We start from the raw sequence: 22,890 nt of genomic DNA, 5'->3' as shown, positions 1-22,890 counted from the left end.
TCCGTGGCAGTAGACTGTCGCCGGGCATCTTTCAGGTGCCCGCGCGACTTCTCCTTTTTACTGATTTTTTCAGGATGCGCCGTCAATTATGAATCTTTTGAAATCGCTGGCAGCGGTCAGTTCCATGACCCTGTTTTCCCGCGTTCTGGGCTTTGCCCGTGATGCCATCGTGGCGCGGGTGTTTGGCGCCGGAATGGCGACCGATGCGTTTTTTGTTGCGTTTAAACTGCCGAATCTGCTGAGGCGTATTTTTGCCGAAGGCGCGTTTTCCCAGGCGTTTGTGCCCATTCTCGCGGAATATAAAAGCAAACAGGGTGAGGAGGCGACACGTCTGTTCCTCTCCTATGTCTCAGGCCTGCTGACACTGGCGCTGGCGCTGGTGACCTTCGCGGGGATGCTCGCTGCGCCCTGGGTGATCATGATTACCGCACCGGGCTTCAGCGACCATGCGGATAAATTTGCCCTGACCAGTTCCCTGCTGCGGGTGACCTTTCCCTACATTATGCTGATCTCGCTGGCGTCGCTGGCGGGTGCGGTGCTGAACACCTGGAACCGCTTCTCGGTGCCAGCTTTTGCGCCGACCCTGCTGAACGTCAGCATGATCAGCTTCGCCCTGTTCGCCGCGCCGCATTTCCATCCGCCGGTGATGGCGCTCGCCTGGGCGGTCGTTGTGGGCGGGGTGCTGCAGCTCGGCTATCAGCTGCCACACCTGAAGAAGCTGGGAATGCTGGTGCTGCCACGCATCAATCTGCGTGACGCAGGCGTCTGGCGCGTGATGCGTCAGATGGGTCCGGCAATTCTTGGCGTTTCGGTCAGTCAGATCTCGCTGATCATCAATACCATCTTCGCCTCGTTCCTGGTGTCGGGTTCCGTCTCCTGGATGTACTACGCCGATCGCCTGATGGAGTTCCCCTCCGGCGTACTGGGCGTGGCGCTGGGTACCATTCTGCTGCCGTCGCTGGCCAAAAGTTTTTCCAGCGGCAATCACGATGAGTATTCCCGGCTGATGGACTGGGGACTGCGCCTCTGCTTCCTGCTGGCGCTGCCCTGCGCTGTGGCGCTGGGGATGCTCTCCGGCCCGCTCACCGTGGCGCTGTTCCAGTATGGCAAATTCACGGCCTTTGATGCGCTGATGACGCAGCGTGCGCTGATCGCCTACTCTGTAGGCCTGATGGGCCTGATTGTGGTCAAGGTGCTGGCACCCGGCTTCTATTCACGGCAGGACATCAAAACCCCGGTTAAAATCGCGATTATCACGCTGATCATGACGCAGGTGATGAACCTGGCCTTCATCGGCCCGCTGAAACATGCCGGTCTCTCTCTGTCGATTGGGCTGGCGGCCTGTCTGAATGCCTCGCTGCTCTACTGGCAGCTGCGCAAGAAGCAGATCTTTATGCCTCAGCCGGGCTGGAGCAGCTTTCTGGTGCGTCTGCTGATCGCCGTGGCGGTAATGGCCGGGGCGCTGTTTGCCATGCTGCAATGGATGCCCGCCTGGGAGCAGGGCTCGATGCTATGGCGACTGCTGCGTCTGGCGCTGGTCTGTGCAGTGGGCGGGGGAAGTTACTTTCTGGCGCTGGCGCTGCTGGGATTCCGGCTGCGCGACTATGCGCGCCGCACCGCTGCCTGACGCGGTTCCTCTTCTGGCATAAAAAAATCCCGCATCAGGCGGGATTTTTTTTGCTACTTTTCTGCTCAGGCTTTACGGCTTAACGTGGCCTGGCCTTTACCCATCCCATCCGGGCCATAAAACGCCTGGGTCTGATGCGGCTTCAGCACCTCCAGGGCATCCTGGGTATAGCGAATCTGATGCTGCAGCAGCATGCCGTTATGCACATTGGCATCCTGCAGACGACGGCTATGCTGCTGGATGACGTCCCAGCGGCGTGCCATGTCGTTCTGACCACGATAAGGTGCCGACACGGACTGACTCTTTTCAGCGGTGCGTCGCATCTCATCCAGATAGTTCAGCGTGCTGAGCAGCGCGCTTTTATCTTCAGTGATGCGCTGCAGCAGGTTGCTGTTAATGTTGCCGCTTGCCAGCTGCTGCTGCTCTTCTTCCAGCACCGCAGAAAGCGATGCCAGCACGTCCTGCATCTTATCTAATGTGGTCTGCAAATTACTCATGGTAACTAATTACCCTCTAAATACGCCTTAGTATCGGCAATCAGCGCATCGGCGATTTTGCCGGTATCCATCTTCAGTTCGCCATTACGAATGGCGGTTTTCAGTTGTTCAACGCGCTCGACGTTGATGTCTTTGCTGCTCGGCTGCATCAGCTGAGACTGCGCGCTGCTCAGATTGACCTGAGCGGCCGCCGCCGGCGCTGCCGCCGGGCTGGCACTCTGACGCACTTTGCTGCTGCCTGGCTCGCTGGTATCGCGGCTCTGTACGGTGCTGGCGGGTTTCAGAGGTTGCGTTCTGTCAATGCTCATATTCGGGCTCCTGTACGGTCAGGGGAAGTCTGCCACCTGAATCATAATAGCGTTATCGCTTTGTTGATTCTTCTATCGGCAGCACGATGGGCTTCTTTAACACTTTACAGCGTTATAAGAATATTCCCATCCTCCCGCACCTTACCGCTGACAATCTGACCATTCCCCATCCTGACGCGAACCCACTGTGAACGGGTGGCGTTGTTCAGCGCCTTGCCCTCACCACTGGCGTCAAAGCCGTCGCCGCTGGCTATCACCATCACACTCTGACCCGCCTTAACCCGCCACGGCTGACGCAGCATGGCGGGGTTGATCGGCTGTCCCGGTGGGATGTCACGCAGGACGACCGCATCGGCCACCGAGTCGCTGTTCAGCAGGGCGCGTGCGGGCAGGGTATCCAGACGCCCCGTCTGCAGCGTGAAGTCGCTTTCGCTGACGCTGCTGCCCCGGCTCAGCAGCCGGTTCGCCACCAGATAGGTCCCGGTCACCTGGACCTGGACCTGAAGATAACGGCGGTTTTCACCGCAGTTGGCCGCCACGCTCATGTTGCCCCACAACCGGCTGTTGCCGGGCAGGGTGAACTGGGGCGCCTCACAGGTGGGCCACTGCGCCTGCGGCGTGCGAATCACCACCGTCATGCCCTGAGCATGCTGGGCGTCACGCGCTTTAAAAAACTGGTTCAGTTGTGCATTGAGATCTCCCGCAGAAGCCGGCAGGGCGATCGCGACCAGCAGGCTGGTCAGCAGGGTCAGATATCGACGCATGGTGCAATTCCTCACTGATGATGGCAACGAGTGTAACCGTTAAGAAAAATCCTCAATTGTCAAAATAGCGGTCATTTGAGGCCTTATTCAGACGATGACCCCTTGCTTTTTCAAATTAAGCTGCCAGCTCGAAATTCTCATACGCGGAGGAAACATGCTCGACAAACTGGATGCGGCGCTGAAATTTGGTACGGAGGCCCTCAACCTGCGTGCTCAACGTCAGGAGATCCTGGCGTCAAATATTGCCAACGCCGATACCCCTGGTTATCAGGCCCGGGATATCGACTTTGCCAGCGAGCTGAGTCGGGTGATGTCCAATGGCCGTGCGGAAGGCAGCAGCATGGCGTTGAAGGTCACTTCAGCTCGCCACATTGAAGCACAGACAAACGGCGTACCCTCGATGGACATGCTTTATCGCATTCCCGATCAGCCTTCTGCCGACGGCAACACCGTAGATATGGACCGTGAGCGTACGCAGTTCGCGGATAACAGCCTGAAATATCAAACCGACCTCACCCTCATCAGCAGCCAGATCAAAGGCATGATGAGCGTGTTACAAGGGCAATAATTATGGCCTTGCTGAATATTTTTGACATTGCCGGTTCAGCGATGACCGCGCAATCACAGCGATTAAACGTCAGTGCCAGTAACCTGGCGAACGCCGACAGCGTCACCGGTCCCGATGGCAAGCCTTACGTGGCAAAGCAGGTGGTCTTCCAGACCGATGCGGCGCCGGGCTCAGCAACCGGCGGGGTGAAAGTCGCCCGGGTTGTCGAGGATCCGACGCCAGCGAAACTGGTTTACGACCCGGGCAACCCGATGGCCGATGCCAAAGGCTACGTGAAGATGCCGAACGTGGATGTGGTCTCCGAAAGCGTCAACACCATGTCCGCGTCACGCAGCTACCAGGCCAACGTGGAAGTGCTGAACACCGTGAAGTCGATGATGATGAAAACCCTGACGATTGGGCAATAACGGAGAAAAACCATGGCTATCGCGGTAGGCGTTAATGAAAAACTGGATCCGTCGGTTCTCAGCTCCTCCAGTACCGGCACCGGCAACAATGCGCAGGATCTGCAGAATCAGTTCCTGACCATGCTGGTTACCCAGTTACAGAACCAGGATCCCACCAATCCGATGGATAACAGCCAGCTCACCACGCAGCTGGCACAGATCAATACCCTGAGCGGGATTGAAAAACTGAACACCACGCTGGGATCGATCTCCGGCCAGATCAGCACCAGCCAGTCGCTGCAGAGCTCCACGCTGATTGGGCATGGCGTGATGGTCAACGGCAGCCAGATTCTGGTCGGCAACGGCACCACAACGCCTTTTGGTGTTGAGCTCGGCTCCGCCTCGACCGGCGCCACTGCCACCATTAAAGATGCCAGTGGCGCGGTGATTGACACCGTCGATCTGGGCGCGCTGAGCGCTGGCGTGCACACCTTCTCGTGGGACGGCAAGCTGACGGATGGTTCAGTGGCCCCGGATGGTAAATACAGCGTTGCGATTGCTGCAAGCAATGGCAACACACAACTGGTGGCACAACCGCTGAACTACGCCTACGTCAATGGGGTGAGTACCGCGAACGACACCACCAAACTGGATCTCGGCACCATGGGCTCCGCCACCCTTGACGACGTACGTCAGATTCTCTGATTAACCTGTAGACAGGAGACACACACATGTCATTTTCCCAAGCGGTCAGCGGCCTTGGCGCTGCCTCTAGTAACCTTGATGTCATCGGTAACAACATCGCCAACTCCGCCACCGCGGGCTTTAAATCCAGCACCATCGCGTTTGCCGATATGTTTGCCGGTTCTAACGTCGGCCTCGGCACGAAAGTGGCGGCCGTGATCCAGAACTTCAACGACGGTGCGACTACCACCACCAGCCGTGGCCTGGATGTGGCGCTGAGCGGTAACGGTTTCTTCCGCATGACCGACAACAGCGGCGGCGTGTTCTACTCACGTAATGGTCAGTTCACCCTTGATGCCAACCGTAACCTGGTTAACACCCAGGGGCTGAACGTGACCGGCTATCCGGCCAGCGGTTCACCGGCTACCATCCAGTCGGGTGCAAACCCGGTGGCGATCCGTATTCCGACCGAGCAGATGCCAGCCCGCGCCACCACCACGGCCGGACTGATTGCCAACCTGAACTCAACGGACACCACGCCATCTGTGACCACCTTCTCGACGGCGAACGCAGACAGCTACAACAAGAAAACCACGGCAACCGTGTTCGACTCGCAGGGTAATGACCATGCGCTCGACATGTACTTCGTGAAAGACACCACCAGCAACAGCTGGACCGTTCATACCATCGACGGTAACACCGGCAGCTCGGCGGGCGACTTCCGCATGACGTTTGATACCAGCGGTAAGCTGACAGGCGTCTCTAAGCTGGATGCAAACGGTGCGGTAGTGAGCACCACCAACGACGGTACCGTTGGCCTGACGCTGAACGTGGGCGGCGCCAATGGCGCGGTCGCGAACCAGCCGATCACCCTGAGCATGCTGGGCAGTCTGCAGCAGAACACCGGCGCCACCACTTTTGGCAGCCCGACACAGGATGGTTATGCACCTGGCGATCTGACCAGCTACGCCATCAATGATGACGGCACCATCACTGGCACCTACTCCAACAAGAAAACCCAGCTGCTGGGTCAGATTGTGCTGGCGAGCTTCTCTAACCCGGAAGGTCTGCAGTCACAGGGCGACAACGTCTGGTCTGCGTCAGGCGCATCCGGTCAGGCAGCAATCGGTCTGGCCAACACCGGAACCTTTGGTTCTCTGACGGCGGGCGCCCTGGAGTCCTCAAACGTCGATATGAGTAAAGAGCTGGTGAACATGATCGTGGCGCAGCGTAACTATCAGGCGAATGCGCAGACCATCAAAACTCAGGACCAGATTCTCAACACGCTGGTTAACTTACGTTAATTCGCTAACAGGATTGCCATATGGATCACGCGATATATACCGCGATGGGCGCGGCCAGCCAGACGCTGGATCAGCAGGCGGTCACCGCCAGCAACCTCGCCAACGCCTCAACACCTGGCTTTCGTGCGCAGCTCAATGCGCTGCGCGCGGTGCCGGTGAATGGCTGGTCACTGCCAACCCGTACGCTGGTCGCCGCCTCCACACCCGGCGCCGACATGAGCCAGGGCGCGATGGATTACACCGAGCGTCCACTCGATGTGGCGGTACAGCAGGATGGCTGGCTGGCGGTGCGTACCGCTGACGGCAGCGAAGCTTATACCCGCAACGGCAATATGCAGATCAGCCCGAACGGCACGCTGACGGTTCAGGGCAATCCTGTGATGGGCGACGGCGGTCCGATTGTGATCCCGCAGGGCACCGAAATCACCATCGCGGCTGACGGCTCCATTACCGGCCTGAATGCCGGTGACTCGCCTAACGCCACGGTTCAGCTGGGTAAGCTGAAGCTGGTCAGGGCCACCGGCCAGGAGCTGCAGCGCAGTGATGACGGGATGTTCCGTCCCACGGCTGCGACACAGGCGACCCGCGGTGCGGCGCTGCAGGCTGACGCCACCATGCAGGTGATGCCTGGCGTGCTGGAAGGCAGCAACGTCAAACCGGTGGAAACCATGGTCGATATGATCGCCAACGCCCGACGTTTTGAGATGCAGATGAAAGTCATCACTAACGTCGACGAAAATGAACAAAAAGCCAATCAGCTCCTGAACATGAGCTAAGGCGCGAGGATAACAACATGATTCGTTCTTTATGGATCGCTAAGACCGGTCTTGATGCGCAGCAGATGAACATGGACGTGATTGCCAACAACCTGGCTAACGTCAGCACCAATGGCTTTAAGCGTTCGCGTGCCGTGTTCGAAGATCTGATGTACCAGACCATGCGCCAGCCGGGCACGCAGTCGTCCGAACAGACGACGCTGCCCTCCGGTCTGCAGATCGGCACCGGTGTCCGTCCCGTCACCACCGAGCGTCTGCACACCCAGGGCAACCTGTCACAGACCAGCAATTCAAAAGATATCGCCATTAACGGCCAGGGCTATTTTCAGATTCAGATGCCGGATGGCACCTCTGCTTATACCCGTGACGGCGCGTTTCAGGTGGATCAGAACGGCCAGCTGGTGACCAACTCCGGTTTCCCGGTGCAGCCAGGCATTACCATTCCGGCTAACGCCACCAGCATCACGGTTTCGCGTGACGGTGTGGTGAGCGTGACGCAGCAGGGCCAGGCCCAGGCTGCGCAGGTGGGTCAGTTAACCCTGAGCACCTTCATGAACGATGCCGGTCTCGATAGCGTGGGTGAAAACCTCTACAAGGAAACTCAGGCATCGGGCGCACCGACTGACAGCACCCCAGGCCAGAACGGCGCGGGTCTGCTCTATCAGGGCTATACCGAAACCTCAAACGTTAACGTGGCGGAAGAGCTGGTCACCATGATTCAGACGCAGCGCGCTTACGAAATCAACAGCAAGGCGATCAGTACCTCTGATCAGATGCTGGCGAAATTAACGCAGATTTAATCCCGAACAGGGCCAGCCCATGCTGGCCTGAATGACAGACATTAATAAGGTCGTGACGCCGTGGCGAAGCAACAGATTCTCAAGCCTGGACATTGGTTAGTCGCCTCGCTGCTGCTAACTCTTAACGGTTGTGCCCTGGTCCCCCGGACCCCGCTGGTCGAAGGCGCAACCACAGCACAGCCGATGCCGTCCGCGCCACCGGTGGTAAACGGCTCCATTTTCCAGGGCGTCGCGCCGCTTAACTACGGCTACCAGCCGCTGTTTGAAGACCGCCGTCCACGCAACATTGGCGATACCCTGACCATCACGCTGCAGGAAAACGTCAGTGCCAGCAAAAGCTCTTCCGCCAATGCCAGCCGCGATGGCAGCAACAGCTTTGGCCTGAACGCCGTGCCGACCGGTCTGGCGGGCCTGGTGGGTGCCGGCGGCGAAAAAGCCAATATCAGCGCGGAAGGCAAAAACGATTTCGCCGGGAAAGGGGGCGCATCTGCCAACAACACCTTTACCGGCACCATTACCGTCACGGTGGATCAGGTGTTGTCGAACGGCAACCTGCACGTGGTCGGTGAAAAACAGATCGCCATTAATCAGGGCACGGAGTTCATTCGCTTCTCAGGTGTAGTCAACCCACGCACCATCAGCGCCAGCAACGCCGTGTTATCTACCGCTGTCGCCGATGCACGTATTGAGTACGTCGGAAATGGCTATATCAATGAGGCGCAGACCATGGGTTGGTTACAGCGCTTCTTCCTGAACATCTCGCCGATGTAAGAGGTTTCAATGAAAAAGTTAACGCTGTTGCGCGCCGGGCTGGCGCTGCTGCTGGGCGTCAGCCTGCTGGCAAAAGCCGATTTAATTCGTGACTTAACCACCATCCAGGGGGTTCGCGAAAACCAGTTACTGGGCTATGGCCTGGTTGTGGGTCTCGATGGTACCGGTGACCAGACGACCCAGACGCCGTTTACCACTCAGACCGTCAGCAACATGCTGTCACAGCTGGGGATTACCGTGCCCGCAGGCACCAACATGCAGCTGAAAAACGTGGCGGCGGTTATGGTCACCGCAAAACTGCCCGCGTTTGCCCGTCAGGGACAGAACCTGGATGTGGTGGTCTCTTCACTGGGTAACGCCAAAAGCCTGCGCGGCGGCACGCTGTTAATGACGCCGCTGAAAGGGGTCGATAACCAGGTCTATGCGCTGGCGCAGGGAAATATCCTCGTGGGCGGTGCAGGCGCATCGGCAGGCGGCAGCAGTGTTCAGGTTAACCAGCTTAACGGCGGCCGGATTACCGGCGGGGCCACGGTAGAGCGTGAACTGCAGAGCAACTTTGGTTCGCAGAACACCATTAACCTGCAGCTGAACAACGAAGACTTCTCCATGGCGCAGCGAATTGCTGATGCGATTAACGCGCGTGGGGGATATGGCTCGGCTCAGCCGCTGGATGCGCGTACCGTGCAGATCCGCGTCTCACCAAACAATGGCGCGCAGGTGCGTCTGCTGGCCGATATCCAGAACATTAACGTCTCGATTCCGGTTGAAGATGCCAAAGTGATCATCAACTCCCGTACCGGCTCGGTGGTGATGAACCGCGAAGTGACGCTGAATCAGTGTGCGGTGGCGCAGGGCAACCTCTCTGTGACGGTCAACCAGCAGCAGAACGTCAGCCAGCCTGATACCCCGCTGGCCGGTGGTCAGACGGTGGCCACAACGCAGACCCAGATCGATCTGCGTCAGAGCGGCGGTGCGCTGCAACGCGTCAACGCCAGCGCCAACCTGAACAACGTGGTGCGTGCGCTGAATGCGCTGGGCGCGTCACCTATCGAGCTGATGTCGATTCTGCAGTCAATGCAGAGTGCCGGCTGTCTGCGTGCCAAACTGGAAATTATCTGATGGCTGATATGCAATCTGTGATGAGTGCGGCTTACGACAGCCGCTCCCTGAATGAACTGAAACACCAGGCCAGCAACGACCCGAAAGGGCATGCGTTGCAGGTGGCGCGTCAGGTCGAAGGGATGTTTGTACAGATGATGCTGAAGAGTATGCGCGAGGCGTTGCCGCAGGACGGCATTATGAGCAACGAACAGACCAAACTCTTCACCTCTATGTATGACCAGCAGATTGCGCAGGAGATGGGGAAACGCGGGCTTGGCCTGGCGGAAACCATCGTCAAACAGATGCAGCCCGCTGTCGCGCCGGATGAGAAAGCCGGAACGGTGCCGATGAAGCTGGATAACAGCTTCATCCTCAGCACCAGCGGGGCGACGCCGATGCCGGCGCAGCAGCTGGAGCAGATGGTGCGTAAAGCTATGCCGCGTCTGCCTGCCGCTTCGCCAACCGGCCTGCCCAGCGACAGCCGCGAGTTCATCGCGCAGCTGACGCAGCCCGCGCAGGCGGCCAGTCAGCAGAGTGGTATCCCTCATCACCTGATTCTGGCGCAGGCGGCGCTGGAGTCGGGCTGGGGCCAGCGTCAGATCCTGACCCGCGACGGTAAACCGAGCTACAACGTCTTCGGCATCAAAGCGAGTGGCGACTGGAAGGGTGACACCACCGACATCATGACCACCGAATATGAGCAGGGCGAAGCGAAAAAAGTCCGGGCCAGCTTCCGGGTCTATAACTCCTATTTCGAGGCGCTGACCGACTACGTCCGGCTCCTGACGAAAAACCCACGCTATGCGGCGGTCACTACCGCATCCAGTGCAGAGCAGGGCGCGCAGGCGCTGCAGGCGGCGGGCTATGCCACCGATCCTAAATATGCGCAGAAGCTGGTGGGAATGATTCAGCAATTCAAAAGCATGGGCGACAAAGTCGTTAAAGCGTACAGCCAGGATATTGGCGACCTGTTCTGATCATTGCGCCTCAAGTTTCACTTAAGCAAGCCGATAACATCACCATAAGCCAGATGCGTTTTCGCCCGCTGGCGTTCATTCAGATCTCTGCCAGCCCGGTTGACGGGGGAACGTAAGGAACCGAGATGTCCAGCATAATTAACTCCGCGATGAGCGGATTGAGTGCCGCACAGGCCGCCCTGAGCACCACCAGTAATAACATCACGAACTACACCGTGGCGGGCTACTCCCGTCAGACAACGGTGCTGGCGCAGGCAAACAGTACCCTGCAGGGCAACAGCTATTACGGCAACGGCGTAAAAATCTCCGGTGTACAGCGCGAGTATGATGCTTTCATCGCAACGCAGTTGCGCGGTGCCAGTGCCAGCTACAGTGCTGTCGATCTCCAGCATAGCCAGATCTCTAACATTGACGATCTGCTGTCGACCTCGACCACCAGTCTCTCCACCTCCCTGCAGGGCTTCTTTACCAACCTGCAGAACGTGGTCAGCAACGCCAACGATCCCTCGGCGCGTCAGTCTATGCTCAGTAACGCTCAGGGGCTGGTCAGCCAGTTTCAGACCACGGCGCAGTATCTGAACAACATGCAGAACAGCGTCAATGCCGATGTCGCCTCCAGCGTGAAACAGATCAACACCTACAGCTCGCAGATTGCCGACCTCAACCAGCAGATTGCCAAACTGACAAACGGCAACGGTGCCGAACCTAACGATCTGCTGGATAAACGCGATCAGCTGGTTAACGAGCTGAATAACGTGGTTGGCGTCACGGTTTCGCAGCAGGATGGCAATTACACCGTATCCATGGCCAACGGCCTGACGCTGGTCAACGGCTACAAATCCAGCGATCTGGTGGCGACGAACTCCAGCAGCGATCCGACACGCACCACCATCGGCTATGTCGACAAACAGGCGGGCAACGTCGAGATCCCGGAAAAGCTGATCACCACCGGATCGCTGGGCGGTCTGCTGGCGTTCCGCTCTCAGGATCTCGATCTGGCACAGAATCAGCTCGGACAGCTGGCGGCGGCCTTTACCACCAGCTTTAACGACGTGCACAAGCAGGGCTTTGACAGCAACGGCGACCAGGGTGTCGATTTCTTTAACATCGGCACTCCGCTGGTAGTCAGCAACAGCAAAAACAGCACCGCTGCGTCGGTCACCGCCGAATGGACCGATACCAGCGCGCTGAAAGCCTCTAACTACACCGTCAGCTATGACGGCACTAAATGGACTGCCACCCGTGCTTCAGACAGCACGGCGGTCACCATTGCGCAGGGAACCGACGCCAGTGGCAACACGACGCTGAGCTTTGATGGTCTGAAACTGACCGTCGCGGCCACCCCGGCACCTGCCGCAAAAGACAGTTTCCTGGTGAAGCCGGTTCAGAACGTCATTAACGACATGTCCGTAGCGATTACCAGTGAATCCCAGGTAGCCGCGGCGAGCGCCGTGGGCGGCGAAAGTGATAACCGCAATGCGCAGAAGCTGCTGAACCTGCAGGATGTGAAGCTGGTGGGCGGAAATGCCACGCTGTCGCAGGCTTATGCGAGCATCGTCAGCACCGTGGGTAACAAAACCAGCTCGCTGGAAACCACCAGCACCACCCAGAAAAGCGTGGTCAGTCAGCTGACCGATCGCCAGCAGTCGGTCTCGGGTGTCAACCTCGATGAGGAGTACGCCAACCTGACTAAATACCAGCAATATTACATGGCTAATGCGCAGGTGCTGCAGACGGCCAGCACCGTGTTTAACGCATTGATCAATATTCGCTAAGGGCAGGAGATAACATGCGAATCAGTACAAATATGATTTTTGACCAGCAGGTGCGCGGCATTACCGACTCGCAGGCCTCCTGGCTGAAAGTGGGTGAGCAGCTCTCCAGCGGTCGCCGTGTAACGAATCCCTCGGATGACCCGATTGCGGCGTCACGCGCGGTGGTGCTGTCACAGACCCAGCAGAAGGGAAGTCAGTATGCGCTGGCGCGTACCTTTGCTGAGCAGGGGCTCTCCCTGGAAGAGAATGCGCTGAAAGGCGTGACCAGCAGTATTCAGAGCGCACAGACGCTGATCATCAACGGTTCAACCGGTACGCTGAGCGACGATGACCGTGGCTCGATCGCCACCCAGCTGGAGGGGATCCGTGCTCAGTTGCTGAACCAGGCAAACAGCCAGGATGCCAACGGACGCTACATCTTTGCCGGTTATAAAACCGACAGCGCACCTTTTGTTGATGGTGCCGGAACCGGCGTCACCTACACGGGCGGCACAGAAGCCATCACCCAGAAGGTCGATACCAGCCGTACCATGACCGTGGCGCACACCGGTGACAATGTCTTTATGTCTATCACCAGCAACGCAACCAAAGAGCCGGATGGCAGCGCCAGCGAAACCAACCTGTTTAAGATGCTGGATAGCGCGATTGCCGCACTGAAAGTGCCGCAGAATGATGCTGACGCCGCAACCAAAAAGACCTTCCAGGACGCCATGGATAAAACCAACCGCGGCCTGGGCAATGCGCTGAATAATGTTTTAACCGTGCGTGCTGAGATTGGTACCCAGCTGTCTGAAATCGATACGCTGAATGCGCAGGGTGATGACCGCGACGTGATCTATAACTCCCAGATGAGTGACCTGGTGAATGTGGATTACACCGAGGCCGCTTCCAGCTACACCATGCAGCAGACGGCACTACAGGCTTCTTATAAGACCTTTACCGACATGTCGAAGATGTCACTGTTTAAGATGAACTCGTAATCTGACCTGAAAATTTGAGCGTACTTTAACCGGATACGCTTAGTTTTTCCCACTCTCCCCTCAGGGAGGGTGGGATTTTTTTTGCCTGTGATTTAGCGACTGGCGGAGCAGGGGGACAGAATGGCAGCCATAAAAAAACCCCGGCTAAGGCCGGGGTTCAGATGACAACTGCTGAGAGATTACGGCTTGGTTGCCGGGGCTGTTGCCTGATGCGTGGCGCTGTGACCGCCTGCTGAACCGCGACCGTCGAACTGATACGGTGAACGTACCCAGTCACTTTGCGGAGCCGGTTCTGACTGCCAGGCTGGCGCCGGGGCTTTAGTCATTGGCGCAGAGGCGAAGTGCTTCCAGCGCGTGCCGTCATTGGCTACCGCATCAGCAGCAGGCGCGGCTGCTACCGGCTCGGCTGCGGTCACGGGAGCTGCAGGCGCAACATCGCGCGCGGCAACCGGTGCGTGAGGTTCCTGAACCGGCGCGGTGTCAGCATCGGCTGCGACCGGAGCCTTCAGAACCTCTTCAACCTCGGCGGCAATCGCTTCGCTGACATCAACGGCAGCGTGCTCAGCAACGTCAGCTGGCTGTGCGGTATCCGCAGAGGCCGCAACCGGGGTTTCCGTGACCGGTTCAGCAGGAACGGCTTCAGCCGCGACCACTTCTGCTTTTGCTTCGTCTGCAGCGGGGACCACAGAAGGCTGCTGATCAACCGGTGCTTCAATAGCACGGGTGTCGTCAGTGTTCACCACCGGCACGGGCGTTTCTGCCAGTGGCTCAGCCTGCTGTACTGCGGCGTCAGCTTCGGCTTCAGCCTGCTGAACTGGCGCATCGGCTTGCGGCGCAGCCTGCTCTGCAGAGACGTCTGCCTGTACTGCGGATTCAGCCGCAGCCGCGACCGGCAGCGCAGTGGCTTCTGCGCTCTCTTCAGGGCTGTACGCCGGTGTCTCATGCGTCACATTCTGAACCTGCTCTTCGCTGGCCTGGCTTACCGGGTAGCGAACCCAGACTTTACCGGACGCCATCTCAGGTGAGGCTGCTGCCGCAGCCAGAGGCATTGCAGACTGCGTCGGATAACGCTCATCACGGTAACGACGACGACGTTGTCCGCTGACGCGCAGATGACGCGGTGAACGACGTGAGCGACGCGGCATATTCGCACCGTCGCGGTTCTCGTTGTCATCCTGCTCGTCAGTCTGAGCACTCTGCAACTCAGGCTGCGGCTGAGCAACGTCGGCCGGCTGAGGCTGACGCACTTCGGCAGGCTGCGCATTGTCGCTGGCATCCGCTGCCACAGGCTGACGGTTGTCATCAACGCGTACCTTCTGGTTCAGCTGACGCGGCTTACGACGCGGCATAACCTGAACGCGTTCCTCTTCCTGTGCGTCAGTTGCTTCCGGCGCATCTGCCACGGCTGACTGCTCAGCGGCTTTGGCGGCTTCTTCACCCGCGCGCTTCTCTTCCTGACGACGACGCTGACGTTCAGCACGCTGTTCACGGCGCTGTTGCTGCTGCTCTTCACGCTGCTGACGCGCTTCTTCGCTCAGTGCCGGACGCTCTTCGCGAGTCTCGCCAGACTGAGACTGACGCTTGTTGCGGCGATTATCGTTGCCATCACGCGGCTCGCGGCTTTCGCGTGGCTCACGGCTCTCACGCGGTTCACGTGGCTCGCGACTTTCACGCGGTTCACGGCCTTCGCGTGACTGTGCATTGTCACCGTTACGCGGCGTGCGTTCACGACGATTGTTGTTGCGACGGTTGTTGTTGTTGCGACGCTCGCCGCCACGGGAGGCGCTCTGCTCCTGCTCACTTTCTGCGGCTTTCTGCGGTTCAGCAACGGCAGCGGTCTCAGGCTTAGCAGCAGGGGCTTCTTCGCCCGCGAACATTTTTTTCAGGCCACCCAGCAGGCGTCCGAAGAAACCGGTGCTGACGGTCGCTGACGGTGCCACCGCCGGCGCGCCTTTTGCTGCGGGCTTGCTTTCGGTACGCTTCGCTTCAGGGGCGACTTCAACCGGGGCCGGCGGCGCATCAGGCATCACAAAGGCGGCCAGAGCTGGCTGCTCAGGACGACGACGCTCAGAGTGCTCCTCATCCGACGGCATCGCCATCTCAGCTTCATGCAGCTTCGGCAGGTGATAACTCAGGGTCTGCGTCTCTTCACCTTTACGCACGCGCAGCACGGAGTAGTGTGGGGTCTGCATCTTGTCATCAGGAACGATGATCGCCCGCACACCACCCTGGCGTTTTTCAATCGCGTTGACCGCTTCACGTTTTTCGTTCAGCAGGTAAGAGGCCACCTGAACCGGAACAATCGCGTGCACTTCTTTGGTGTTGTCTTTCAGCGCTTCTTCTTCAATCAGACGCAGAATCGACAGGGCCAGTGATTCGTTATCACGAATGGTGCCGGTGCCGCTGCAGCGCGGGCAGACGTGGTGGCTGGACTCGCCCAGTGACGGACTCAGGCGCTGACGTGACATCTCCAGCAGGCCAAAACGTGAAATGTGGCTGATCTGAATACGGGCACGATCCTGACGGACCGCTTCACGCAGCCGATTCTCGACGGCGCGCTGATGGCGAACCGGAGTCATATCGATGTAATCGATAACGATCAGCCCGCCCAGGTCGCGCAGACGCAGCTGACGGGCAATCTCATCGGCCGCTTCCAGGTTGGTGTTAAACGCCGTCTCTTCAATGTCACCGCCGCGTGTCGCACGGGCTGAGTTGATATCGATAGCGGTCAGCGCTTCCGTGCTGTCGATGACGATGGAGCCACCGGACGGCAGGCGAACTTCGCGCTGGAACGCGGATTCAATTTGCGATTCGATCTGATAGTGGCTGAACAGCGGGATTTCACCGGTGTAGAGCTTGATTTTACTGCTGAAGTCCGGACGGCCCAGCGCAGCGATGTGCTGACGCGCCAGCTCCAGAACTTTCGGGTTATCGATAAGGATTTCACCGATGTCCTGACGCAGATAGTCGCGGAAGGCACGCACAATCACGTTGCTTTCCTGATGGATCAGGAAGGGCGCTGGACGGCTCTCTGCGGCTTTTTTGATCGCATCCCAGTGCTTAAGACGGAAACTTAAATCCCACTGCAGCGATTCGGCAGATTTGCCGACGCCTGCGGTACGGACGATCAGGCCCATGCCTTCCGGCAGTTCCAGCGCAGACAGGGCTTCTTTCAGCTCGGTACGGTCGTCACCTTCAATGCGGCGGGAGATACCGCCTGCACGCGGGTTGTTCGGCATCAGCACCAGATAACTGCCCGCCAGCGAGATAAAGGTGGTCAGCGCCGCGCCTTTGTTGCCGCGCTCTTCTTTATCGATCTGAACAATCACTTCCTGACCTTCACGCAGCACATCTTTAATGTTGGGACGGCCATGCGCGTTGTAGCTGGAGGGGAAGTATTCGCGGGAAATTTCTTTTAACGGGAGGAAACCGTGACGCTCTGCGCCGTAGTCGACAAACGCAGCTTCAAGGCTGGGTTCAATGCGAGTGATTTTACCTTTGTAGATGTTGGCTTTTTTCTGTTCGTGTCCGGGGCTTTCGATATCCAGGTCGTACAGACGCTGACCGTCAACCAGGGCAACGCGCAACTCTTCCTGCTGAGTTGCGTTTATTAACATTCTTTTCATCGTGACTTACTCGTTATTCTTTCATGAGTGATTACAGCTGCGGGCATAGTTACCCTGGACGAGTATCAACCGATGGCCCCGTGACTTAGTGCAATGTCGTCAACCTCACGGCTGTCGACCGCGCGAGGGGCGCAAATAACGTCGGTGGCCTGTTTTTCATAAGGGAAAACAGCACCAGATAGTGGAAATGCCTGAGACAATTAAAAAACCCGTGCATCCCATACTGTTGTCCAGGCCGCAACCCGCAGCCCGCTAAGTGCCTGATTTCGCATTACGTCTTACGCCATTGCTGCGTGTCTGCTCAATCCGGCAAAATGACAATTTCGCTCTTTTTCTGCCCTGAAATGCTTCAGGTAAGAAACTCAAGCATTATTCCACTGCTAACCTTCATATAGCAAGGCGACTTTAGCCAGCTTGTGAAGTTTCTTTACATTTAACTTATTAATGTGTCGGACAAAGCAGCGGTTTGCTGAAAAAGTCAGCAGGGAGGCGACCTGCCGCCACATCAACCCCAGAGTTAAGCACAGAAAAAGGGGTGGCGCTATCAGGGGACACTATTTAGAATCGCCGCCATGAAAACAGAGAATCCGGGCGTACAATTTGTCGCCATCACGGCTGAAAATGCCGGACAACGCATTGATAACTTTTTGCGCACCCAACTCAAGGGTGTGCCAAAAAGCATGGTTTATCGCATCGTTCGCAAAGGCGAGGTGCGGGTAAATAAAAAGCGCGTCAAGCCCGAATATAAGCTGGAGGAGGGCGATGAGGTTCGCATTCCACCGGTGCGGGTCGCCGAACGCGATGACGAGGCCGTGTCACCGAAGCTGGCAAAAGTGGCCTCACTGGCTGACGCCATTCTGTATGAAGATGAGGCGCTGCTGGTGATGAACAAGCCTTCCGGCACCGCCGTTCACGGAGGCAGCGGGTTGACCTTCGGCGTCATTGAAGGCCTGCGCGCACTGCGTCCCGAAGCACGCTTCCTGGAACTGGTGCATCGCCTGGACCGTGACACCTCCGGTATTCTGCTGGTGGCGAAAAAGCGCTCGGCGCTGCGCTCCCTGCATGAGCAACTGCGCGAAAAAGGGATGCAGAAGGATTATCTGGCGCTGGTGCGCGGCAACTGGCCGTCACACCTGAAAGTGGTTCAGGCTCCGCTGCTGAAAAATATTCTGCAGAGCGGCGAACGCGTGGTACGCGTCAGCAGCGAAGGCAAACCCTCTGAAACCCGCTTTAAAGTGGAAGAGCGGTTTGAGTTTGCCACACTGGTGAAGGCCAGCCCGGTAACCGGTCGCACGCACCAGATTCGTGTGCATACGCTGCACGCCGGTCATCCTATCGCGTTTGACGATCGCTATGGCGAACGTGACTTTGACAGTCAGCTGGCGGCAACCGGCTTAAATCGCCTCTTCCTGCACGCGGCGGCCCTGACCTTTACCCATCCTGGCACGGGCGACGTGATGCGGGTTGAAGCGCCGCTGGACGAAGGACTGAAGCAGTGTCTGCTCAGGTTACGTCAGCGCAAAGGGTGAGTGCTCCGGCATCACGCGGTTAAAGGATTGATGCCGGCCTGCTGCAGCATTGCATTGAGCGCAATCAGCGGCAGGCCGACCAGCGTGTTGGGGTCGCGCCCCTCCAGTCGATCAAACAGACAAATTCCCAGCCCCTCACTTTTAAAGCTGCCCGCACACTGAAGCGGCTGCTCTTTCTCAACATAGCCGGTAATCTCTGCCTCGGTTAAGGTGCGGAAATGCACCACAAAAGGTTCACACTCCTGCAGCAGTGTGCCACTGGCGGGATGACAGAGTGCCAGGCCGGTATAAAACGTGATCGCTTTGCCGCTGGCGGCACGCAGCTGCGCCCGCGCCTTCTCTGCGGTGTGAGGCTTTCCGGTAATCTCGCCATCCAGTACACAGACCTGGTCAGAGCCGATAATCCAGTGACCGGGGTAGGTTTCTGCCAGCGCCTGCGCTTTGGCTTTGGCAAGTCGCATCACCAGCGCCTGCGCCGATTCACCCGGCAGCGGCGACTCATCTACTTCTGGCGCAGCCGTAATAAAAGGCAGCCCCAGCTTGCGCAGCAGCGCCTGTCGGAAGGGGGAGGTCGAAGCTAAAAGAATCGATGGCGTCATTTTTTTTCAATAGTAATAGCGAATTGGTGACAGTCATTTTAAACTGTGCGCCGCACTGGATGCGAATAGTGGTTGAAAGATGCTGTTTAACGGCCTTTTTCTTTGACTCTATGACATTACAAAGTTAATATGCGCGCCCTATGCAAAAGGTAAAATTACCCCTAACGCTGGACCCTGTCCGCACCGCTCAGAAGCGCCTTGATTATCAGGGTGTCTACACATCTGCACAGGTGGAGCGTGTGGCCGAGTCGGTCGTTAGTGTGGACAGTGATGTGGATTGTGCCATGTCGTTCGCGGTTGATAGCCAACGTCTGGCGGTACTGACGGGTACTGCTGAAGTTCAGGTGACGTTGCGTTGTCAGCGCTGCAACCAGACCTTTCCCCATCACGTAAAAGTCAGTTTTTGTTTCAGTCCCGTCTCTTCTGAAGAGCAGGCCGAAGCATTGCCGGAAGCGTACGAGCCGGTCGATGTCAACGAATTTGGTGAGATCGATCTGCTGGCGGTTGTTGAGGATGAACTGATCCTCGCGCTGCCGGTCGTTCCGGTGCACGATTCTGAACACTGTGAAGTGTCCGAGGCGGACATGGTCTTTGGCAAACTGCCTGCAGAGGCGGAGAAACCAAATCCATTTGCCGTATTAGCCAGTTTAAAGCGTAAGTAATAGGAGTAAGGTCCATGGCCGTACAACAGAATAAACCCACCCGTTCTAAGCGTGGTATGCGTCGTTCGCACGATGCGCTGACCACTGCTGCTCTGTCAGTAGATAAAGTTTCTGGCGAAACTCATCTGCGTCACCACATCACTGCGGACGGTTACTACCGCGGTCGCAAGGTTATCGTTAAGTAAGTTTCTTGCTTAGCAAGGCGATACCTTGACACGTTTGACCCTGGCGATTGATGCCATGGGCGGGGACTTCGGTCCCTGCGTGACAGTGCCTGCAGCATTGCAGGCACTGGCCTCTCATTCGGAACTATTCCTTCTTCTTGTCGGACATCCCGACACTCTCATGCCATTGCTTGCCAAAGCGGATTCCTCCCTGATGGGGCGTTTGCAGGTTATCCCTGCCGAATCGGTTATTGCAAGTGATGCGCGGCCCGCTCAGGCCATCCGGAACAGTCGCGGCAGCTCAATGCGTGTGGCGCTGGAGATGGTGAAAGAGGGACGTGCCCAGGCCTGTATCAGCGCCGGTAATACCGGGGCTTTGATGGGGCTGTCGACACTCTTATTAAAACCGCTGGACGGCATTAAGCGTCCGGCGCTGATGTCCGTTTTGCCGCATCAGCAGCAGGGTAAAACGGTGGTACTCGATCTGGGCGCGAATGTGGACTCAGACAGTGCGATGCTGGTGCAGTTTGCCGTGATGGGTTCCGTGATGGCCGAGTATGTACTGGGGATTTCTCAGCCCCGTGTTGCACTGCTCAACATCGGTCATGAAGAGACCAAAGGGCTGGAAACGATCCGTGACGCCGCGGTTATGCTGCGAGAATCACCGCACATCAACTATATTGGTTACCTCGAAGGTAATGAGCTGCTGACCGGTAAAACCGATGTCATGGTCTGTGACGGTTTTGTCGGGAACGTCACGCTGAAGACGATGGAAGGCGTGGTAAGAATGTTTCTTTCTCTGCTGAAGTCCTCAGGGGAAGGCAAAAAACGGTCATGGTGGCTTCAGTTGCTGGGGCGCTGGGTTCAGAAACGTCTGGCAAAGCGCTTCGGGCATCTCAACCCCGACCAGTACAATGGCGCTTGTCTGTTAGGATTGCGCGGAACAGTGATCAAGAGTCACGGCGCAGCAAATCAACACGCCTTCGCCGTGGCGATAGAACAGGCAGAGCAGGCGGTGAGGCAGCAAATTCCCGAACGAATTGCTGCGCGCCTTGATGCTGTATTAGCCAGGAGTGACAAAGCCTAGATGTATACCAAAATTATCGGTACGGGCAGTTATCTGCCCAGCCAGGTTCGCACCAATGCCGATCTGGAAAAAATGGTGGAGACGTCGGACGAGTGGATTGTTACCCGTACCGGCATCCGTGAGCGTCGCATTGCTGCACCTGACGAAACCGTCGCCACCATGGGATTCAGCGCCGCTCAGCGCGCGCTGGAAATGGCCGGCATTGAGGCGAACGACGTTGGGCTGATCATTGTCGCCACAACCTCTTCCAGCCATGCCTTCCCGAGCTCCGCCTGCATGATCCAGCAAATGCTGGAGATTAAAGACTGCGCGGCGTTTGACCTTGCGGCCGCCTGCGCCGGTTTCACCTATGCACTGAGCGTGGCCGATCAATACATCAAAAATGGCGCCGTAAAACATGCGCTGGTGATTGGTGCTGATGTGCTGGCGCGTGCGCTGGATCCGGAAGATCGCGGCACCATCATCCTGTTCGGTGATGGCGCGGGTGCGGTTGTGCTGGGCCAGAGCGAAGAGCAGGGGATCATCTCTACCCATCTGCACGCCGACGGTCGCTATTCGCAGCTGCTGACCCTGCCTTATCAGGATCGCGCGCATCAGGATCAGCCTGCCTATGTCACCATGGCGGGCAACGAAGTCTTTAAAGTCGCCGTAACCGAGCTGGCCCACATCGTTGACGAAACGCTGCAGGCCAATAATCTCGATCGTGAAATGCTGGATTGGCTGGTGCCGCATCAGGCTAACCTGCGCATCATCAGCGCCACCGCGAAAAAACTCGGCATGACCATGGATAAAGTGGTCGTCACACTGGATCGCCACGGCAACACCTCTGCCGCCTCGGTGCCAAGCGCACTGGACGAAGCGGTTCGTGATGGCCGCATCAAACCCGGACACCTTATTCTGCTGGAAGCCTTTGGTGGTGGATTCACCTGGGGTTCTGCGCTGGTTCGCTTTTGATTGACAGGAACGAAAGATGACGCAAATTGCATTTGTTTTTCCCGGTCAGGGTTCACAGACCGTGGGCATGCTGGCTGAATTAGCAGCCACTTATCCGCAGGTTGAAGAGACCTTCCGTGAGGCTTCTGACGCGCTGGGATACGATCTGTGGCAGTTAGTCAGTCAGGGTCCGGCTGAAGAGCTGAATAAAACCTGGCAGACTCAGCCAGCCCTGCTGGCCGCCTCCGTGGCTATCTATCGTGTCTGGCAGGCGCAGGGCGGCGAACAGCCCGTTCTGATGGCCGGTCACAGCCTGGGCGAGTACTCGGCACTGGTGTGTGCAGGCGTGCTCAACTTCGCTGACGCGGTGAAACTGGTTGAGCTGCGCGGCAAACTGATGCAGGAAGCGGTGCCGGAAGGCACGGGCGCAATGCAGGCGATTATTGGCCTGGATGACGCCGCTATCCGTCAGGCCTGTGAAGAGAGTGCTCAGGGCCAGGTTGTTTCGCCGGTAAACTTCAACTCGCCAGGCCAGGTGGTCATTGCGGGTAACAAAGAAGCCGTTGAACGTGCAGGCGCTGCCTGTAAAGCAGCGGGTGCCAAGCGTGCCTTACCGCTGCCGGTCAGCGTGCCTTCCCACTGCGCACTGATGAAGCCTGCTGCCGACAAACTGGCGGTGGCGCTTGAAGGCATAACGTTTAATACGCCAGCGGTGCCGGTCATTAATAATGTCGATGTCAAAGCAGAATCCGACGCGTCGGCTATCCGCCATGCGCTGGTTCGTCAGCTTTACAGCCCGGTTCGCTGGACCGAGAGCGTGGAAGCGATGGCAGCACAGGGCGTGACACACCTGCTGGAGATGGGTCCGGGCAAAGTCCTGACCGGTCTGACCAAACGCATTGTCGATACCCTGACCGCTGCTGCCGTGAACGATACGGCTTCACTGAACGCTGCACTCGGAAAGGAATAAGA

At 57.8% G+C, this 22,890-nt stretch carries 23 protein-coding genes; 18 read left to right on the top strand and 5 right to left on the bottom strand.

Going from position 1 to position 22,890, the window contains the following annotated elements; genetic code table 11:
* Positions 1-88 precede the first annotated feature (88 nt).
* Entirely contained in the window at positions 89-1,627 is a 1,539-nt protein-coding gene (gene murJ / locus S7A_RS12020; RefSeq protein ID WP_009090890.1) for a murein biosynthesis integral membrane protein MurJ, read from the top strand.
* A 65-nt stretch (positions 1,628-1,692) separates the two neighbouring features.
* Here the strand turns inward: murJ and flgN are convergent, their stop codons facing one another.
* The 3 genes from flgN to flgA all read right to left on the bottom strand — a co-directional run bounded on the left by flgN (position 1,693) and on the right by flgA (position 3,196).
* Positions 1,693-2,124: a flagellar export chaperone FlgN gene (gene flgN, locus S7A_RS12015; RefSeq protein ID WP_009090889.1), complete on the bottom strand. Its 432-nt coding sequence runs from the start codon at positions 2,122-2,124 to the stop codon at positions 1,693-1,695.
* Positions 2,125-2,129: 5 nt separating this feature from the next.
* Positions 2,130-2,432 (bottom strand): flagellar biosynthesis anti-sigma factor FlgM, encoded by a 303-nt coding sequence (gene flgM, locus S7A_RS12010; protein ID WP_009090886.1) that lies wholly within the window; start codon positions 2,430-2,432, stop codon positions 2,130-2,132.
* A gap of 104 nt (positions 2,433-2,536) precedes the next feature.
* Positions 2,537-3,196, bottom strand: coding sequence for a flagellar basal body P-ring formation chaperone FlgA (flgA, locus tag S7A_RS12005; protein WP_009090884.1), 660 nt, complete (start codon positions 3,194-3,196; stop codon positions 2,537-2,539).
* A gap of 154 nt (positions 3,197-3,350) precedes the next feature.
* Between flgA and flgB the strand changes: the two genes are divergently transcribed.
* From flgB to flgL, 11 genes are all read left to right on the top strand, one after another.
* Entirely contained in the window at positions 3,351-3,764 is a 414-nt protein-coding gene (gene flgB / locus S7A_RS12000) for a flagellar basal body rod protein FlgB (protein WP_009090882.1), read from the top strand.
* 2 nt (positions 3,765-3,766) lie between these two features.
* Positions 3,767-4,171, top strand: coding sequence for a flagellar basal body rod protein FlgC (flgC, locus tag S7A_RS11995; RefSeq protein ID WP_009090881.1), 405 nt, complete (start codon positions 3,767-3,769; stop codon positions 4,169-4,171).
* A 12-nt stretch (positions 4,172-4,183) separates the two neighbouring features.
* The gene (gene flgD / locus S7A_RS11990) at positions 4,184-4,855 is read left to right on the top strand and encodes a flagellar hook assembly protein FlgD (protein WP_009090880.1); all 672 of its coding nucleotides are present in this window, start codon (positions 4,184-4,186) and stop codon (positions 4,853-4,855) included.
* Positions 4,856-4,881: 26 nt separating this feature from the next.
* Positions 4,882-6,138 (top strand): flagellar hook protein FlgE, encoded by a 1,257-nt coding sequence (flgE, locus tag S7A_RS11985; protein WP_009090879.1) that lies wholly within the window; start codon positions 4,882-4,884, stop codon positions 6,136-6,138.
* 20 nt (positions 6,139-6,158) lie between these two features.
* Complete coding sequence (locus S7A_RS11980) at positions 6,159-6,914, top strand: flagellar basal body rod protein FlgF (protein WP_009090878.1); 756 nt, start codon at positions 6,159-6,161, stop codon at positions 6,912-6,914.
* A gap of 17 nt (positions 6,915-6,931) precedes the next feature.
* Complete coding sequence (gene flgG / locus S7A_RS11975) at positions 6,932-7,714, top strand: flagellar basal-body rod protein FlgG (protein WP_009090877.1); 783 nt, start codon at positions 6,932-6,934, stop codon at positions 7,712-7,714.
* Positions 7,715-7,774: 60 nt separating this feature from the next.
* Positions 7,775-8,485 (top strand): flagellar basal body L-ring protein FlgH, encoded by a 711-nt coding sequence (locus tag S7A_RS11970; RefSeq protein ID WP_033736336.1) that lies wholly within the window; start codon positions 7,775-7,777, stop codon positions 8,483-8,485.
* Between the two features lie 9 nt (positions 8,486-8,494).
* On the top strand, positions 8,495-9,604 hold the full coding sequence (locus tag S7A_RS11965; RefSeq protein WP_009090875.1) for a flagellar basal body P-ring protein FlgI: 1,110 nt from the start codon (positions 8,495-8,497) through the stop codon (positions 9,602-9,604).
* Positions 9,604-10,563 (top strand): flagellar assembly peptidoglycan hydrolase FlgJ, encoded by a 960-nt coding sequence (gene flgJ, locus S7A_RS11960; protein WP_009090874.1) that lies wholly within the window; start codon positions 9,604-9,606, stop codon positions 10,561-10,563. The genes S7A_RS11965 and flgJ overlap by 1 nt, the downstream gene beginning before the upstream one ends.
* 125 nt (positions 10,564-10,688) lie before the next feature.
* Positions 10,689-12,338 (top strand): flagellar hook-associated protein FlgK, encoded by a 1,650-nt coding sequence (gene flgK / locus S7A_RS11955; protein WP_009090873.1) that lies wholly within the window; start codon positions 10,689-10,691, stop codon positions 12,336-12,338.
* A gap of 14 nt (positions 12,339-12,352) precedes the next feature.
* The gene (gene flgL / locus S7A_RS11950; protein ID WP_009090872.1) at positions 12,353-13,318 is read left to right on the top strand and encodes a flagellar hook-associated protein FlgL; all 966 of its coding nucleotides are present in this window, start codon (positions 12,353-12,355) and stop codon (positions 13,316-13,318) included.
* A gap of 179 nt (positions 13,319-13,497) precedes the next feature.
* Here flgL and rne read toward each other — a convergent pair whose 3' ends face one another.
* Complete coding sequence (gene rne / locus S7A_RS11945; RefSeq protein WP_033736335.1) at positions 13,498-16,944, bottom strand: ribonuclease E; 3,447 nt, start codon at positions 16,942-16,944, stop codon at positions 13,498-13,500.
* A gap of 572 nt (positions 16,945-17,516) precedes the next feature.
* Here rne and rluC point away from each other — a divergent pair.
* Positions 17,517-18,473: a 23S rRNA pseudouridine(955/2504/2580) synthase RluC gene (gene rluC, locus S7A_RS11940; RefSeq protein ID WP_009090870.1), complete on the top strand. Its 957-nt coding sequence runs from the start codon at positions 17,517-17,519 to the stop codon at positions 18,471-18,473.
* An 11-nt stretch (positions 18,474-18,484) separates the two neighbouring features.
* On the opposite strand, the gene S7A_RS11935 is transcribed toward rluC, so the two are convergent.
* Positions 18,485-19,072 carry a nucleoside triphosphate pyrophosphatase gene (locus tag S7A_RS11935; RefSeq protein WP_009090868.1) on the bottom strand — a complete coding sequence of 196 codons (588 nt, stop codon included), beginning with the start codon at positions 19,070-19,072 and terminating at the stop codon, positions 18,485-18,487.
* 140 nt (positions 19,073-19,212) lie between these two features.
* On the opposite strand from S7A_RS11935, the gene yceD reads away from it, so the two are divergent.
* The 5 genes from yceD to fabD are packed head-to-tail and all read left to right on the top strand — an operon-like array spanning position 19,213 to position 22,888.
* Positions 19,213-19,734, top strand: a complete 522-nt coding sequence (gene yceD / locus S7A_RS11930) for a 23S rRNA accumulation protein YceD (RefSeq protein WP_009090867.1) — start codon at positions 19,213-19,215, stop codon at positions 19,732-19,734.
* A 14-nt stretch (positions 19,735-19,748) separates the two neighbouring features.
* Complete coding sequence (gene rpmF / locus S7A_RS20860; protein ID WP_003849870.1) at positions 19,749-19,919, top strand: 50S ribosomal protein L32; 171 nt, start codon at positions 19,749-19,751, stop codon at positions 19,917-19,919.
* 25 nt (positions 19,920-19,944) lie between these two features.
* Positions 19,945-20,985 (top strand): phosphate acyltransferase PlsX, encoded by a 1,041-nt coding sequence (gene plsX, locus S7A_RS11925; RefSeq protein WP_009090865.1) that lies wholly within the window; start codon positions 19,945-19,947, stop codon positions 20,983-20,985.
* The gene (locus S7A_RS11920) at positions 20,986-21,939 is read left to right on the top strand and encodes a beta-ketoacyl-ACP synthase III (RefSeq protein WP_009090864.1); all 954 of its coding nucleotides are present in this window, start codon (positions 20,986-20,988) and stop codon (positions 21,937-21,939) included.
* Between the two features lie 16 nt (positions 21,940-21,955).
* Positions 21,956-22,888, top strand: coding sequence for an ACP S-malonyltransferase (gene fabD, locus S7A_RS11915; protein ID WP_009090863.1), 933 nt, complete (start codon positions 21,956-21,958; stop codon positions 22,886-22,888).
* Positions 22,889-22,890: the final 2 nt, after the last annotated feature.

The organism is Pantoea sp. Sc1 (genome assembly GCF_000255315.1).
Lineage (GTDB): Bacteria > Pseudomonadota > Gammaproteobacteria > Enterobacterales > Enterobacteriaceae > Pantoea > Pantoea anthophila.
The sequence above is the reverse complement of the archived record's forward strand: the minus strand, read 5'-3'. Positions and strand labels throughout refer to the sequence as shown.

Excerpts from the sequence above, each read along its gene's own strand:
- murJ (WP_009090890.1), top strand. The coding sequence starts at position 89 with ATGAATCTTTTGAAATCGCTGGCAGCGGTCAGTTCCATGACCCTGTTT.
- flgN (WP_009090889.1), bottom strand. The coding sequence starts at position 2,124 with ATGAGTAATTTGCAGACCACATTAGATAAGATGCAGGACGTGCTGGCA.
- flgM (WP_009090886.1), bottom strand. The coding sequence starts at position 2,432 with ATGAGCATTGACAGAACGCAACCTCTGAAACCCGCCAGCACCGTACAG.
- flgA (WP_009090884.1), bottom strand. The coding sequence starts at position 3,196 with ATGCGTCGATATCTGACCCTGCTGACCAGCCTGCTGGTCGCGATCGCC.
- flgB (WP_009090882.1), top strand. The coding sequence starts at position 3,351 with ATGCTCGACAAACTGGATGCGGCGCTGAAATTTGGTACGGAGGCCCTC.
- flgC (WP_009090881.1), top strand. The coding sequence starts at position 3,767 with ATGGCCTTGCTGAATATTTTTGACATTGCCGGTTCAGCGATGACCGCG.
- flgD (WP_009090880.1), top strand. The coding sequence starts at position 4,184 with ATGGCTATCGCGGTAGGCGTTAATGAAAAACTGGATCCGTCGGTTCTC.
- flgE (WP_009090879.1), top strand. The coding sequence starts at position 4,882 with ATGTCATTTTCCCAAGCGGTCAGCGGCCTTGGCGCTGCCTCTAGTAAC.
- S7A_RS11980 (WP_009090878.1), top strand. The coding sequence starts at position 6,159 with ATGGATCACGCGATATATACCGCGATGGGCGCGGCCAGCCAGACGCTG.
- flgG (WP_009090877.1), top strand. The coding sequence starts at position 6,932 with ATGATTCGTTCTTTATGGATCGCTAAGACCGGTCTTGATGCGCAGCAG.
- S7A_RS11965 (WP_009090875.1), top strand. The coding sequence starts at position 8,495 with ATGAAAAAGTTAACGCTGTTGCGCGCCGGGCTGGCGCTGCTGCTGGGC.
- flgJ (WP_009090874.1), top strand. The coding sequence starts at position 9,604 with ATGGCTGATATGCAATCTGTGATGAGTGCGGCTTACGACAGCCGCTCC.
- flgK (WP_009090873.1), top strand. The coding sequence starts at position 10,689 with ATGTCCAGCATAATTAACTCCGCGATGAGCGGATTGAGTGCCGCACAG.
- flgL (WP_009090872.1), top strand. The coding sequence starts at position 12,353 with ATGCGAATCAGTACAAATATGATTTTTGACCAGCAGGTGCGCGGCATT.
- rne (WP_033736335.1), bottom strand. The coding sequence starts at position 16,944 with ATGAAAAGAATGTTAATAAACGCAACTCAGCAGGAAGAGTTGCGCGTT.
- rluC (WP_009090870.1), top strand. The coding sequence starts at position 17,517 with ATGAAAACAGAGAATCCGGGCGTACAATTTGTCGCCATCACGGCTGAA.
- S7A_RS11935 (WP_009090868.1), bottom strand. The coding sequence starts at position 19,072 with ATGACGCCATCGATTCTTTTAGCTTCGACCTCCCCCTTCCGACAGGCG.
- yceD (WP_009090867.1), top strand. The coding sequence starts at position 19,213 with ATGCAAAAGGTAAAATTACCCCTAACGCTGGACCCTGTCCGCACCGCT.
- rpmF (WP_003849870.1), top strand. The coding sequence starts at position 19,749 with ATGGCCGTACAACAGAATAAACCCACCCGTTCTAAGCGTGGTATGCGT.
- S7A_RS11920 (WP_009090864.1), top strand. The coding sequence starts at position 20,986 with ATGTATACCAAAATTATCGGTACGGGCAGTTATCTGCCCAGCCAGGTT.
- fabD (WP_009090863.1), top strand. The coding sequence starts at position 21,956 with ATGACGCAAATTGCATTTGTTTTTCCCGGTCAGGGTTCACAGACCGTG.